The sequence below is a fragment of the Rathayibacter sp. AY1D5 genome (assembly GCF_002932515.1).
Taxonomy (GTDB): Bacteria; Actinomycetota; Actinomycetes; order Actinomycetales; family Microbacteriaceae; genus Rathayibacter.
The window spans coordinates 36,697-50,250 of sequence record NZ_PSVU01000007.1; the positions used below are offsets into that span (position 1 = coordinate 36,697).

Below are 13,554 nucleotides of genomic sequence, written 5' to 3' on the forward strand. Positions count from 1 at the left end.
GGTCAGCGGTAACGGCGTCGCGGCTCGCGCGTCCTGAGGACGAACGAGACCATGCCGATGAGACCGGCGGCCAGGAAGTACCAGCCGAGGTCTCGCGCCCACACCAGAGCCGGGGTCGTGGTGGAGCTGAGGGGGACCTCATCCACCATGGCACCCGGCTCGAACCATGTCAGGGAGTCGATCGTCGCGCCGTCCGGCCCGATGATCGCACTCGTCCCGACGGTCGAGATGTTGACCACGCTGCGCCCGGTCTCGATGGCCCGCAGGCGAGCGATCGCGAGCTGCTGGACGCTCTCGTCGGTCCGGCCGAAGTCGGCGTTGTTGGTCTGCCCGAGGATGACCTGGGCACCCCCGTCGACCATCGCGTTCGTCAGCGCGTCGTCCGAGATGTCGAAGCAGATCGCGATGCCTGCGAGCACGCCGTTCACGTCGAAGACGTTGGGACGGGTGCCGATCGAGTAGTCGCGGCTCACCAGGTCGACCAGGTCCGGAGCGAACATCCGCCAGAACGCCCGGTCCGGCATGTACTCGGCGAACGGGACGGGATGCACCTTGTCGTAGACCTGCGTCGCCCCCTCCCCCGCCTTCCAGAGCAGCGAGCTGTTGTAGAAGACGTCGTCCGAGGGGTTCGTGATGGTGCCCACGACGAACGGCGCGTCCATCGTCCGGCTGAGGTAGTCGAGGACGGCGGCCGACTGGGCGTTCCGGGTCGGATCGATGTCGACGCCGTTCTCGGGCCACACCACCATGTCGACGTCCTGATCGAGGATAGGCAGCGTCGCCGAGGTGTGGTCCTCGAGGATCTGCCCGCGGTAGCTCTGCGAGAACAGGCCCGCATCGGAGTCGCCCTGGACGGCGGCGATCCGGGTCGTGCCCTCCGTCGGTGCTGGCCAGGCGGGGAACACCAGCGCCACGATCGCGAAGCCCGCGAGAGCGCTGACGCGAGAGGAGGCCGGGACGGACATCTCGCGGACGGCCTGCGCGAGCACGGCCGCGAGGAACGCCACCACGAAGCCGAGGCCGGCGAAGCCGATCCACGCCGCGAGACCGGAGAGCGGGCCGAGGGACTGCGAGATCGCGAGGCGGCCCCAGGCGAAGCCACCGTAGGGCCAGACGCTGGTGATCGACTCGCGCCCGATCCAGAGCGCCCCCAGGAGGGCGGGGAGGCCGACCATCCGGCCGAGCGGACCCGTCCAGACGCGGTGGCCGCGCGTGGAGACGACCGCCATCAGCCCCGCGGAGAGCGCGAAGAAGATCGCCTGCAGGCCGGCGAGGGCCGCCCACGGGACCGGGCCGAGGTAGAGGGTCAGCCACTCGATGTGGACGCCCCAGAAGACCGCTCCGCCGACGAGGCCGACGAGGCTCCCGCTCCAGAAGCCGCGCCCCGCCAGCGCGAACAGGATCGCCGCGGCGCCCACGATCGCCAGCGGCCAGACGTCGGAGTCGGGGAAGCCGCGGTCGAGCACGGCGCCGCCGAGGGCGGCGAGGGGCAGCGCCACCCACAGCGGAACGGTCCGCCCGTCGGGCGGAGGAGCGATCGGCGTCATGCGACCGTCGAGTACGCGACGATGCCGCGGCGGACCAGGTCGAGGGCGGTCCGGGCCGCGCGGCCGACCTTGCCCTCGGCGACGACGGAGAGCTGGTCGAGGAGGTCGATGGTCTGCTTCGCCCAGCGCACGAAGTCGCCGGCGGCCATATCGGACTCGCGGAGCACCATGTCGAGCGGCATGCCCTTGGCCCACATGTTCATCGACAGCGCCAGGCTCGTCGAGATCGGGTTGCTGCCCGGCAGGCGGTGCTCCCGCTCGACGTCGTCGAGCCGGGCCCACAGAAGCTGGGTCCTCTCCAGCGCCTCGGGGAACGCGCCGCGGGGCAGGAACTGCTCGCCGAGCGTCCCCTCCTCGCGTCGCGGCTCGAAGACCAGGCAGCACGCCATTGCCGCGAGGCCGGCCGGATCGAGCTCCGTCCACGCCTGCTTCCGGAGGCACTCGGCGACGAGCAGGTCCCGCTCCCCGTAGATCCGGCGGAGCGTGCGACCGTTGGGCGTCAGCGAGAGCTCGCCGACCTCGTCCCGGCGGAAGTAGCCGAGCTCGAGCAGCACGTCCGTGATGTGGTCGAAGATGCGGGCGACGGCGCCGGTGCGCGAGCGGATCTGGCGCTCGATCTCGTCGGTCTCGCGGCGCAGCTTCCACCAGCGCTCGGCCCAGCGCGCGTGCTGCTCGCGGTCGGAGCAGGCGTGGCACGGGTGCGCCTTCATCCGACGCCGCAGGCTCGTGAGCTGTCCCTGGCGCTTCTCGCGCTCGGCGTGGGAGGCCGACTCGCCGCGCACCGCGCCCCGGCGCTCGAGGTCGCCGATCTCACGGCGGATCGCCGCGTACTGCTCGAAGTCGCCCAGGTGGCACTGCATCGCCGTGACGTAGCCCGCCATCGACTCCTCCTGCTGGCGGACCCGGCGGGCGAGATCGACGACGGACCGGTCGGCCTGGAACTGCGCGAACGACGACTCGAGGATCTCGCGCGTGCGCACCCGCCCGAACTGCTCGATCAGGTTCGCGGCCATGTTGTAGCTGGGGCGGAAGCTGGAGTTGAGCGGGTAGGTCCGCCGGGAGGCGAGGGACGCGACCGCCTGAGGGTCCATCCCGCCGCGCCACTGGATCACCGAGTGGCCCTCGACGTCGATGCCGCGTCGGCCCGCCCGGCCGGTGAGCTGGGTGTACTCCCCCGGTGTGATCGGGACGCGCGCCTCGCCGTTGAACTTCTCGAGCTTCTCGAGGACGACCGTGCGGGCCGGCATGTTGATGCCGAGCGCGAGCGTCTCGGTCGCGAAGACCACCCGCACGAGACGGCGCAGGAACAGCTCCTCGACGACCTCCTTGAAGGCGGGGAGCATCCCGGCGTGGTGCGCGGCAACGCCCCGCTGGAGTCCGTCGAGCCACTCCCAGTAGCCGAGCACCGCGAGGTCCTCGTCGCGGATCGTCCGGCACCGCTCCTCGACGATCGCGCGGATCTCGTCGCGCTCGTGGCGCTCGGTGAGGCGCACGCCCGACCGCAGCACCTGGCGCACGGCCTGGTCGCAGCCCGCACGGCTGAAGACGAAGAAGATCGCGGGGAGGAGGTTCTTGCCGCGGAGGATCTCGACGACCTCCGAGCGCAGCACGAGCTCCTCGGTGCGCTGCTCCGGGTAGCGGCCGCGACCGCCTCGGCCGTTGCGGCCGCCCCTGCCGCCGCGCTCGACCCGGGAGCCGCCCTGGGCCATGCGGGCGAGCTCGGGGTTCACCCGGTTCGTCGCCGCCCGACCGGAGGAGTCGAAGAGGTCGACCAGCTTGCCGCCCACCAGGACGTGCTGGTCGAGCGGGACGGGGCGCTCCTCGGAGACGATGACCTCGGTCTCGCCCCGGACGGTCTGGAGCCAGTCGCCGAACTCCTCGGCGTTCGACACGGTCGCGCTGAGCGAGACCAGCCGCACGCGCTGCGGGAGGTGGATGATGACCTCCTCCCAGACGGCGCCGCGGAAGCGGTCGGCGAGGTAGTGCACCTCGTCCATCACGACGTAGGCGAGGTCGCGCAGGAGGTCCGAGTCGGCGTACAGCATGTTGCGCAGCACCTCGGTCGTCATCACGACTATGCGGGCGCGCGCATTGACGTTGGAGTCGCCGGTCAGCAGGCCGACCTCGGAGGCCCCGTAGTCCTCGACGAACTCCTGGAACTTCTGGTTGCTCAGCGCCTTCATCGGCGTCGTGTAGAAGACCTTGGCCGTCGGGTCCTGCATGGCCAGGTGGATCGCGAACTCGGCCACCGCCGTCTTGCCGGCGCCGGTGGGCGCGGCGACGAGGACGCTGTGGCCGTCGTCGAGCGCGCTGCAGGCCTCGTACTGGAAGGGGTCGAGGTCGAACGCGAGGGTCGAGCGGAACGCCTCGACCCTCGCGTGGCCCTGGCGCGTCCGGAACGCGGCGAACCGCTCGGCGGGAGACGGTCCGGTCACGCGGGCAGGTCGGAGGGGCTGCCGTCGAACGCCAGCTGGCGCTTGGCGGCGCGCCGGTCGTGCAGGATCGCGATCCCGCAGGCGAGGAAGAACAGGAAGATGATCGGGATGGCCAGGAGGAACATCGAGATCGGGTCGGCCGCGGGGGTCGCGATCGCCGTGAAGAGCACGATCGCCATGATCGCGATGCGCCACGACTTGAGGATCAGCATGCCGGGGAGGATGCCGAGGAAGTTGAGGAGCACCAGGAAGACGGGCAGCACGAACGCGATGCCGACGACCAGCACGAGCTTGAGAACGAACTCGTAGTAGATCTTGGCGTCGAGGAAGCTCGCCGCGTTGCTGCCGGTGAAGCTCGTCAGGAGCTCCACGATGTGCGGGAACACGAACCAGCCGGCCGCGCAGCCCGCGAAGAACAGCGGGATGGCGGTGAGGATGAAGCCGAGGCCGTACCGCATCTCCTTGCGGGTCAGGCCCGGGACGAGGAACGCCCAGATCTGGTAGAGCCAGACCGGGCTCGCCAGGACGATGCCCACCGTGATGGCGATCTGCAGCCGCAGGTCGAAGGCACCGGCGATCGTCGGGAAGTTGAGGATCGCCTCCTTGCCCTGGGTGGAGGCCACCTCGGAGATCGGAGCCTTGAGGGCCTCGAAGACCCACTCCGAGACGAACCACCCCGCGACGCACGCGATGACGATCGCGATCGCCGACTTGAAGAGCCTGTTGCGAAGCTCGACGAGGTGCGCCCCGAGCGACATGCGCCCGTCGGGGTTCTTCGTCCGCTTCGTCCGTGGCTTCTTCGGTGCCACGGACGTCATTACTTGAGCGGGGACTCGGGCGGCGTGGTGGTGCCGGTGCCGGTGGTCGAGCCGGTGGATCCGGCGACGGTGCCGGTGGTCCCCTCGGTCGACTCACGGCGCTCGGTGCCGTCCTCGTCCTTCATGGTCTTGACCTCGCTCTTGAAGATCCGCATCGACTGCCCGACACTGCGGGCCAGCTGCGGGAGCTTGGGCGCACCGAACAGGAGGAGGATCACGGCGAGGATGATGAGGAGGTGCCACCCCTGGAGGCCAGCGAACATTGCAGACTCACTTCACTTGTCGGTTGCGGTGTACGAGGAGCTTACCCCGTTCGACCCGTCCTGACCGGCGGAGATCGATCCTGTCGTGACGTGCGTCACGTCGGCCCTCGTGCGCACGCCTCACGTCGTCGCGATCGGCGAACAGCGACGAGGGAGGACGGGGCGGCAGGTCGTCCGTCACTCCTGGACTCAGTGTCTCGAGTTTCGCGGTGACCTCGGACAGCTGTCCGAGGAGCACCTTCCCCTTGCGCCAGTAGGAGAGGGCGAAGAGGACCAGCATCGCCAGAGCGCCCAGCGCGAGGCCGAGCCAGATCAGGATCCACGACCACCAGGTCACGACGGCTCCCCCTCGTTCGCGGCGAGCGCGGAGGCCGCCCAGTGCGCGACCGCGGTGCGCGCCTCGGGGGGTGCCACCACGGTGACGAGACCCGCCAACGACGCCACCAGGCGCGTCAGTCCCTCCAGATGGGCGACGCGGAGACGGACGAGGACACCGTGGTCCTCCTCCCCCGGCACGGGATCGGGGAACTCGGCGTCGGCCGCGTAGTCGCCCAGCAGCACGACGGCGCTGGGAGCGACGCGCAGGTCCACGACGAGATCGGAGGCGGAGGCCTCGAAGAGCCGTTCCGAGAGGGTCACCTCGTTGCGGCGCCGGACGATCGGCGTCCCCGTGTCGCGGAGGGAGCGCATCCTGTCGACCCGGAACGTCCTGACGCCCTCGCGGAGGTGGTCCCATCCGCGCAGGTACCAGTCCCGGTCGACCGATTCGAGCACGAAGGGGTCGACGAGCCGGGACTCGGTCTCGCCGCGGGCGCTGCGGTAGTCGAAAGCGACCTGCGTCGCCGAGCCCATCGCTGTCCGCAGGAGCGCTACAGCGCTGTCCGCGCCCGTGCCGCGCGAGACCGCCACCGCGCTCGGGGCCGAGGAGGCGCCGCGTGCGAGCTTCCCCATCAGCGAGGCGATCCTGTCGTTGCCCTGGTTCTCGGGCAGCGCTGCGAGGTACTGCATGCCGGCGATGAGGGCGGCGGCCTCCCGCGCCGAGAACCTCGGCGAGTCGTCGATCGCGACCTGGTGGGTGAGGACGACGTGGTCGTTCTCCTCGAAGTCGTCCCAGCCGATGTCGAAGAGATCGTTCGCCTGGTACTGCGCGGTCTCGCCGGGGATGCCCGAGACGGCGATGAGGCGCACCGCGCGCCGCACCTCCTCCTCCGGGATCTCGAAGTGCGCGGCGACCTCGGTGACGGAGACGCGGCCCCGGTCGAGGAGGTAGGGAACGAGGGAGAGGAGGACGGCCAGGCGGTCGCGCGCCTGCAGGGAGCGGGGTCTAGCCACGAGAATCCCCTCCATGGTCGTCGAGGGTGCGGCGGAGGCGGTCGAGGACGCGGCGGCGGAGCTCCTCCGGCTCGAGCACCCGCACCTCGGGACCGTGACCGGCGAGCTCGTCCGCGAGCACGTCCGGGTCGGTGTAGTGCAGGCGCAGCAGGCCCTGGCCCTCGCCCTCGGCCTCGGCACGCCCGCCGAGACGGAGGGCGGCGTCGGAGTCGGGGGCGACGCGCAGGAGCGCGCTGTTGCGCTGCAGGATCTCGTCGAGCTGGGCGAGAGCGGTCGCCGCGTGGTCCCCCGCCGCGGGAGGCGCGGTGCGGCCGGTGGACGCGACCGGCCCGACGATCCGCGACAGGAGGAAGGTCCGCGTGCCCTCGGCGCCCTCGTCCCAGCCGTGGAGGTGCCAGCGCCCCTGGTGGTTCACCAGGGCGCGGGGCTGCACCGTGCGCATGCGCGGCTCCTCGCCGCCGGGCTTCAGATAGGGGAAGCGGACGACCTGGCCGCGGTCGAGCGCGGCGTTGAGCGGCTCGAACGAAGCCTCGCGGACCCGGATCGAGGGGCTGATGCCGATGACGGGGTCGACGGACTCGACCCCGATCGAGCGCAGCTTGATCAGCGCGCGCCGCGACTCCGCCGAGAGCGTCCCCTCGCGCCAGACCGCCCCGGCCAGGCGGAGCAGCGCGAGCTCCTCCGGATCGAAGGTCAGGTCGGCCGGGAGGTCGTAGCTGCGCTTCGCGATGCGGTACCGGACGGTCTGGGTGTTGCCCGGATCGCCCGGGGCGTCGACCGTCTCGATCGGGATGCCCAGCTCGCGCAGGTCGTCCTTGTCGCGCTCGAACTGGCGCTCGAGCGAGGTCCGGTCGCCCCGGCCCACCCGCTGCCGGTAGCCCTGCACCGTGGAGAGGACGTCGGCCTTCGTCAGTCCGTTCTCGGCCGCGACGAGCGCGAGCACGAGGTTGAACAGACGCTCCTCGGCCGGGACGCGGCTCGAGGACGGGGCGTCGGAAGGCACGCCCTCCAGTCTAGGGCCGGGCCCGGTCAGACCTTTCCGAGGATGTCAGCGACGAAGATCAGCGTCGCGCCGCCGGGGATCCCGCCCTGAGGGGAGCCCTGGTCGCCGTAGCCCTGGTCCGGCGGGATGACCGCGATGACCTGGGATCCGACGGGCTGGCCGATGAGGGCGTCGGCGAATCCGGCGATGACTCCGCCCTGGGTGGTCGAGCCGTCGGCGGCCGTGAACACGGCGGGAGCGCCCTTCTCCCAGCTGGAGTCGAACACCTTCCCGTCGCTCCACTGCCAGCCGGTGTAGGCCACGACGACCTGGTCGCCCTCGGCGACGACGTCTCCGTCGCCCTTCTTGAGCTGGGCGATGCGGAGGTCGGACGGTGCGTCGCCCGAGGGCTTCGCGAGCCCCGGGCGTCCGTCGTCGCCGAGCGTCACCGTCGGGAAGCCGTCGGGCGCGGGCTGGGCGGCGCCGTTCGCGCGGGCCAGCGAGGCCTCGCGGACGTCCGCGACGAGCACGAGCGTGTCGTCCTCCGAGATGCCGAGCTGCGACGAGGACTGGCCGAAGCCGTCCTCGGGGGCGATCGCGATGGCGACGCGCGAGCCGACCTGCGTGCAGAGGAGGCCCTCGTTCAGGCCGACGAGCCCGGCTCCGCCGACGCCGAAGCGGGCGGTGCTCGACCCGTCGTAGGGCGAGGTCTCGAGGACCGTGCCGTCCGCTCCGTTGACCAGGGTGTAGTCGATGGTGACGAGCTGGCCCTTCTCGAGCGGTGCGCCCGAGCCCTCGATGAGGGTGCTGACCTGCGTGCCGTCCGCCTTCAGCGGCGTCGGGACGCTGACGTCCGGCTTCGCTCCGAAGTCGCCCGTGGCGCTGACCGCCGCCGAGGAGTCGCCGGAGGAGAACGGAGCGTCGCAGTCCGCCTGCGAGGAGGACGCGGTGCATCCGGTGAGAGCGGCGACGATGCCGATGCCGGCGATGAGCGCGGTGGTCCTGCGCACGGGTCCTCGATTCGAGAGAAGGGGAGCGGTGACGCCCGGGGTGGAGACGGCCCGGAGGCCGGGAACAGCTTAGAGGATGCCCTCGTCGTCGGGCTCCGCGGTCTCCTCGCCGAACCCGCGGGCCCGGGAGAGCTCGGCGCTGGTAGCGGACTCGCGGACCCGCTTGCGCAGGCTCTTGGGGCTCACGGCGCGCTCGCCGAGCGCGCCGGGGGTCCAGGCCTCCACGTCCTCGTCGCTGAAGTCCGTCTTCGACGGGCGACGCTTGAGCTCGGGGAGCACGGTGTCCGGAGCGAGCCGGCGAGCGGTGATGAGGAAGCCGGTGTGGCCGATCATCCGGTGGTCCGGCCGGACCGCGAGGCCCTCGACGTGCCAGCCGCGGACCATGGTCTCGTTCGACGACGGGTTCGTGAACTGGCCCGAGGCGCGGATCGCCTCCGCCGTCCGCGAGAGCTGCGTGACGGTGGCCACGTAGCAGAGGAGCACTCCCCCGGGCGTGAGAGCCTCGGCGGCGACGTCGAGGCACTCCCAGGGCGCGAGCATGTCGAGCACGACGCGGTCGGCCTCGCCGGACGGGACCGTGCCGGGCAGCGCCTCGACGAGGTCGCCGACGGTGACGCTCCAGTTGTCGGGCGTGTAGCCGAGGAAGGTCTCGATGTTCGCCCGTGCGACATCCGCGAACTCCTCGCGCCGCTCGAACGACGACAGCCGGCCGGTCGGACCGACCGCCCGCAGCAGCCAGAGCGAGAGCGCGCCGGAGCCGACACCGGCCTCGACCACGCGGGCGCCGGGGAAGACGTCGGCGAGGGCGAGGATCTGGGCCGCGTCCTTCGGGTACACGATCGCCGCGCCGCGGGGCATCGACATCACGAAGTCGGCGAGGAGGGGGCGCAGCGCGAGGTGCTCGACGCCGACGGTGTTGGTCACCACCGAGCCGTCGGGCAGCCCGATCACCGTGTCGTGCTCGATGCCGCCCCGGTGCGTGTGGAACACCTTGCCGGGAACGAGCGTGATGGTGTTCATCCGCCCCTTGGGTCCCGTCAGCTGGACGCGGTCCCCCGCGCGGAAGGGTCCGGAATGCTGCAGTGCCTCACCGGTCATCGGCGGGCCTCCGTCTCGGTCGTGGCCGGGCCGGAGCCGCGGTGCTCGGAGGACACCGTCGCGAGGTCCGCGACGGTGCGGCCCGCGAGGGTGGGCCAGAGGGCGTAGGGGGCGGCGGGGTCGAGCTCCAGCTGGTGCGGGACGCCGATCGCCGCGGCTCCGGAGGCGACGGCCGCGCCGAGGCCCGTGAGGGAGTCCTCGATCGCGACGCAGGCGGCGATGTCGACGCCGAGGGTGCTCGCGGCGAGGAGGTACGCCTCGGGGTGGGGCTTGCTGCGCTCGACCATGTCGCCGCTGACGACGGCGGCGAAGGCGGGGAACGGGATCCGGTCCACGACGGCCGCGGCCATCCGCGAGATCGACATCGTGACCAGCGCCTGCGGCACTCCCGCCTCGGACACCGCGCGCAGCAGCTCGAGCGCGCCCGGTCGCCACGGGATGCTCACGGCCAGCTGGTCGACGACCTCGTCGGTCATCCGGTCGATGATCGCGTCGACGGAGAGGTCGACGCCCTTGCCCTGCAGGATGCGGGCGGCGGCGGGCAGGCCCGAGCCGACGAGTCCCATCGCGTCCTCGTGGGTCCACACTCCGCCGAAGGAGGAGACGAGCGCGTGCTCCGACGCCATCCAGTACGGCTCGGTGTCGACGAGCGTCCCGTCCATGTCCCAGAGGACGGCGGCGGGGGCGGACGCTCCTCCGAGCGGCTCGGAGGACAGCGGCCGGGCGGAGGTCTCGGGAGTCACGAGCGACCATGGTACCGGCAGGGCCGCGCCCTTCCCCGGCCGCGGGCCGAGAGCGAACAGCGCGGCCGATCCCGCCGGACGGGACGGGCGGGGCCGGGGGCGGTCCTATCCTGGACGGAGGGACAGGCGCGGTGTGCGCTCCCCGCACATCGAGCCGAACGCGGAGATCCTGCCTATGAACGTGATCACGGGGAACGTCCTGGTCGTGGCCTTCGAGGGCTGGAACGACGCCGGGGACGCCGCCAGCGGCGCGCTGCGGCTGGTCAAGGACGCCGGGGAGTACGTGCCCCTCTTCGCCGTCGACGCCGAGCAGTACTACGACTTCCAGTACACCCGCCCCATGCTCTCGATCGGCGAGGACGGCCGCCGCAGCCTCGCCTGGCCCGGCACCCAGATCTTCGGCCCGGCCGACACCTCGGTCGACGCCGAGAGCGCGCTGTACCTCATGATCGGCACCGAGCCCTCGCGCAGCTGGAAGAGCTTCGCCGCCGAGGTCGTCGACGCCATGCTCGCGATCGACATCTCCGCCGTCGTCTTCCTCGGCGCGATGCTCGCCGACGTCCCGCACACCCGGCCGATCTCCATCTTCGCCTCGAGCGAGAACGCGGAGCTGCGGAGCTCGTTCGAGCTCGAGCGCTCCAGCTACGAGGGGCCGGTCGGCATCCTCAGCGTGATCGGCGAGGCCGCGCAGAAGGTCGGCATCCCCGCCGTCTCGATCTGGGCCTCCGTCCCGCACTACGTGCACAACGCGCCCTCGCCCAAGGCGATGCTGGCGCTGCTCGAGAAGCTCGAGGAGGTCGTCGGCCTGGCGATCCCCCGCGGCGACCTCGTCGAGGAGGCGGAGGAGTGGGAGCGCGGCATCGACGCCCTCGCCGCCGAGGACGAGGAGATGGCGTCGTACATCGCCCAGCTCGAGCAGGCGCGCGACACCGTCGACTCGCCCGAGGCGAGCGGCGAGGCGATCGCCCAGGAGTTCGAGCGCTACCTGCGCCGCCGCGGCGACGGCCGCTCCGGCGAGGAGCCCTGGCGGCCGTAGCCTCCGCCGGCGCCCGCTCGTCCGAGACGGTCATCGATCACTGGACTGTTCCCGACCGTTGACACTCCGGGCCGCCCTGACGGGACTCGAGCCGTCCGGGACTCGAGGCTTACGGGACTCGAGCCTGACGGGACTCGAGCCTGACGGGGTTCAGGCCGGGCGCACCCCGAGCAGGGCGTCGACCGCGTCGCGCAGGAGCGACGGGTCGTCCACGCCCTCGGTCAGTGCGGCGTCGACGACGGCGAGGGCGGCCGGAGTGCCGAGGTCGTCGGCCAGCGCCTCGCGCAGCTGCGCCAGCACCTCGAGCGCCGAGCGCGGTCCGACGGCGGCGAGGGCCGACTCCCAGCGCGCCAGGCGCGCCTCGGCCGACGGCAGGTCCTCGGGCAGCCACTCCCAGTCGGAGCGGTAGTGGTGCGCGAGGAGCGCGAGGCGGATCGCCCGCGGGTCCGCGCCCTCGCTCCGCAGACGGGAGACCAGCACCAGGTTCCCGAGCGACTTGCTCATCTTCTCGCCCTGGTAGGCGACCATCCCGGCGTGCGCGTAGGCACTGGCCAGAGGACGGCCGGACAGCGAAGCGGCGTGGCCGGCGCTGAACTCGTGGTGCGGGAAGACCAGGTCGCTGCCGCCGCCCTGCAGGGTGAACTCGGGTCCGAGCCGGTCGAGGGCGATCACCGAGCACTCGATGTGCCAGCCCGGACGGCCGCGACCGACCTCGGCGTCCCAGGCGGGCTCGCCGGCGCGCTCGGCCCGCCAGAGCAGCGGATCGAGGGGGTCGCGCTTGCCGGCGCGCTCCGGGTCGCCCCCGCGCAGCGCCGAGAAGCGGGCCATCGACTCCGCGTCGAGCCGGCTCTCGCTGCCCAGGTGCCAGACGGCGCTCTCGGCCGCGGCGATGTCGTAGTAGAGGTCGCTCGCGCCCTCCTCCGCCGCGTCCGGAGCAGCGACGCGGTAGGCGACGCCGTTGCGCTCCAGGAGGGCGACCGCCTCCGCGATGGGATCCACGGTCTCCGTGACTCCGACGTAGTGCTGCGGAGGCAGGACGCGCAGGGCGGCCATGTCGCCGCGGAACAGCTCGACCTGCTCCTCGGCGAGGTCGCGCCAGTCGACGCCGGTGGCCGTCGCACGCTCGAGCAGCGGGTCGTCGACGTCGGTCACGTTCTGGGCGTACTCGACCGTGTAGCCCGCGTCGAGCCAGACGCGCTGGACCGTGTCGAAGGCGAGGTAGGTCGACGCGTGCCCGAGGTGGGTGGCGTCGTAGGGCGTGATGCCGCAGACGTAGAGGCTCGCGACTCCGCTGGGCGCGTCGAGCTCGACGGGGCCGGCGGTCGCGGTGTCGTGCAGGCGCGGTGCGCTCCCCCGGCCGGGCAGGGCGGGGACGTCGGCGGCGGTCCAGGCGCGCATCTAGGCGGCGATCAGGCCGGTGGCGAGCGCGACCATGAGGACGACGCCGAGGACGATGCGGTACACGACGAACGGGAGGAAGCTGCGGCGGGAGATGTAGCTCATGAAGAACGCGATCACGACGAAGCCGACCACGAACGCGACGATGGTCGCCACGAGGGTCTCGAGGCCGCCGACCTGGACCTGGTTCGGGAGCACGACCGGGTCGCTGATGCTCTTGTACAGCTGGTAGAGACCGCTGCCGAACACCGCGGGGATCGCGAGGAGGAAGGAGTAGCGCGCCGCCGCCTTGCGCTCGTAACCGAGGAAGAGGCCGGCGGTGATGGTGCCTCCCGAGCGCGAGACGCCGGGGATCAGGGCGAGCGCCTGCGCGCCTCCGAAGATCAGGCCGTCGCGGACGCCCAGGTCGCGTAGGCGGCGCTTCTTCGCGCCGACCGCGTCGGCGATGCCGAGCAGGATGCCGAAGAGGATGAGGGTGGTGGCCACCACCCACAGAGAGCGGAGGGTCGTCTCGATCGCGTCCTGGAAGACGAGGCCGAGGACGATGATCGGAAGGCTGCCCAGGATGATGAGCCAGCCCATCCGTGCGTCCGGGTCCGAGCGCGGGATCCGGCCGACGAGGGAGCGCGCCCAGTGCGACACGATCCGCACGATGTCGCGCCAGAAGTAGATGATGACGGCGGTCTCGGTGCCCAGCTGCGTGATCGCGGTGAAAGCGGCTCCGGTGTCGCGGCCGCCGAGACCGGGCAGCAGCTCGCTGACGATCCGGAGGTGGGCGCTGGAGGAGATGGGGAGGAATTCGGTCAGACCCTGGACGAGTCCCAGGATCAGCGCGTCGAGCAGGCCCATGCGTCACTTTCGAGGAGGGCTGGGGCGTCGTCGGCCAGCAGTC

The 13,554-nt window shown here is 71.8% G+C and carries 13 protein-coding genes; 1 reads left to right on the forward strand and 12 read right to left on the reverse strand.

The genetic code is table 11. The features are described 5' to 3' along the window. Positions 1-2 precede the first annotated feature (2 nt). The 10 genes from lnt to C5C82_RS03445 all read right to left on the reverse strand — a co-directional run bounded on the left by lnt (position 3) and on the right by C5C82_RS03445 (position 10,228). The gene (lnt, locus tag C5C82_RS03400; protein WP_104354600.1) at positions 3-1,547 is read right to left on the reverse strand and encodes an apolipoprotein N-acyltransferase; all 1,545 of its coding nucleotides are present in this window, start codon (positions 1,545-1,547) and stop codon (positions 3-5) included. Beyond that, on the reverse strand, positions 1,544-3,982 hold the full coding sequence (locus C5C82_RS03405; protein ID WP_104222026.1) for an RNA helicase: 2,439 nt from the start codon (positions 3,980-3,982) through the stop codon (positions 1,544-1,546). The genes lnt and C5C82_RS03405 overlap by 4 nt, the downstream gene beginning before the upstream one ends. Beyond that, complete coding sequence (tatC, locus tag C5C82_RS03410; protein WP_374953858.1) at positions 3,979-4,800, reverse strand: twin-arginine translocase subunit TatC; 822 nt, start codon at positions 4,798-4,800, stop codon at positions 3,979-3,981. The genes C5C82_RS03405 and tatC overlap by 4 nt, the downstream gene beginning before the upstream one ends. Then, a complete protein-coding gene (gene tatA, locus C5C82_RS03415; RefSeq protein ID WP_104232603.1) occupies positions 4,800-5,063 on the reverse strand; it encodes a Sec-independent protein translocase subunit TatA in 264 nt (87 codons plus the stop codon). The genes tatC and tatA overlap by 1 nt, the downstream gene beginning before the upstream one ends. 7 nt (positions 5,064-5,070) lie before the next feature. Further along, a complete protein-coding gene (locus C5C82_RS03420; RefSeq protein WP_104354601.1) occupies positions 5,071-5,400 on the reverse strand; it encodes a hypothetical protein in 330 nt (109 codons plus the stop codon). Beyond that, positions 5,397-6,395, reverse strand: a complete 999-nt coding sequence (locus tag C5C82_RS03425; RefSeq protein WP_258065918.1) for a YafY family protein — start codon at positions 6,393-6,395, stop codon at positions 5,397-5,399. The genes C5C82_RS03420 and C5C82_RS03425 overlap by 4 nt, the downstream gene beginning before the upstream one ends. Next, a complete protein-coding gene (locus tag C5C82_RS03430; protein ID WP_104250344.1) occupies positions 6,388-7,398 on the reverse strand; it encodes a YafY family protein in 1,011 nt (336 codons plus the stop codon). The genes C5C82_RS03425 and C5C82_RS03430 overlap by 8 nt, the downstream gene beginning before the upstream one ends. 26 nt (positions 7,399-7,424) lie before the next feature. Next, complete coding sequence (locus tag C5C82_RS03435; RefSeq protein ID WP_104237455.1) at positions 7,425-8,387, reverse strand: FKBP-type peptidyl-prolyl cis-trans isomerase; 963 nt, start codon at positions 8,385-8,387, stop codon at positions 7,425-7,427. Between the two features lie 69 nt (positions 8,388-8,456). Beyond that, a complete protein-coding gene (locus C5C82_RS03440; protein ID WP_104354603.1) occupies positions 8,457-9,485 on the reverse strand; it encodes a tRNA (adenine-N1)-methyltransferase in 1,029 nt (342 codons plus the stop codon). After that, positions 9,482-10,228 carry an HAD family phosphatase gene (locus tag C5C82_RS03445; RefSeq protein ID WP_258060432.1) on the reverse strand — a complete coding sequence of 249 codons (747 nt, stop codon included), beginning with the start codon at positions 10,226-10,228 and terminating at the stop codon, positions 9,482-9,484. Before C5C82_RS03445 ends, C5C82_RS03440 begins: the two co-directional genes overlap by 4 nt. 175 nt (positions 10,229-10,403) lie before the next feature. On the opposite strand from C5C82_RS03445, the gene C5C82_RS03450 reads away from it, so the two are divergent. Next, complete coding sequence (locus C5C82_RS03450) at positions 10,404-11,264, forward strand: proteasome assembly chaperone family protein (RefSeq protein WP_104222142.1); 861 nt, start codon at positions 10,404-10,406, stop codon at positions 11,262-11,264. Between the two features lie 150 nt (positions 11,265-11,414). Here the strand turns inward: C5C82_RS03450 and mshC are convergent, their stop codons facing one another. Continuing rightward, entirely contained in the window at positions 11,415-12,662 is a 1,248-nt protein-coding gene (gene mshC / locus C5C82_RS03455) for a cysteine--1-D-myo-inosityl 2-amino-2-deoxy-alpha-D-glucopyranoside ligase (protein ID WP_104348665.1), read from the reverse strand. Continuing rightward, on the reverse strand, positions 12,663-13,511 hold the full coding sequence (locus C5C82_RS03460) for an undecaprenyl-diphosphate phosphatase (protein ID WP_104222008.1): 849 nt from the start codon (positions 13,509-13,511) through the stop codon (positions 12,663-12,665). It lies immediately after the preceding gene. Positions 13,512-13,554: the final 43 nt, after the last annotated feature.

What these genes read in the sequence shown, in the direction of transcription:
- lnt (WP_104354600.1), bottom strand. Translation starts at nt 1,547, where the DNA reads ATGACGCCGATCGCTCCTCCGCCCGACGGGCGGACCGTTCCGCTGTGG.
- tatC (WP_374953858.1), bottom strand. Translation starts at nt 4,800, where the DNA reads ATGACGTCCGTGGCACCGAAGAAGCCACGGACGAAGCGGACGAAGAAC.
- tatA (WP_104232603.1), bottom strand. Translation starts at nt 5,063, where the DNA reads ATGTTCGCTGGCCTCCAGGGGTGGCACCTCCTCATCATCCTCGCCGTG.
- C5C82_RS03440 (WP_104354603.1), bottom strand. Translation starts at nt 9,485, where the DNA reads ATGACCGGTGAGGCACTGCAGCATTCCGGACCCTTCCGCGCGGGGGAC.
- C5C82_RS03450 (WP_104222142.1), top strand. Translation starts at nt 10,404, where the DNA reads ATGAACGTGATCACGGGGAACGTCCTGGTCGTGGCCTTCGAGGGCTGG.
- mshC (WP_104348665.1), bottom strand. Translation starts at nt 12,662, where the DNA reads ATGCGCGCCTGGACCGCCGCCGACGTCCCCGCCCTGCCCGGCCGGGGG.
- C5C82_RS03460 (WP_104222008.1), bottom strand. Translation starts at nt 13,511, where the DNA reads ATGGGCCTGCTCGACGCGCTGATCCTGGGACTCGTCCAGGGTCTGACC.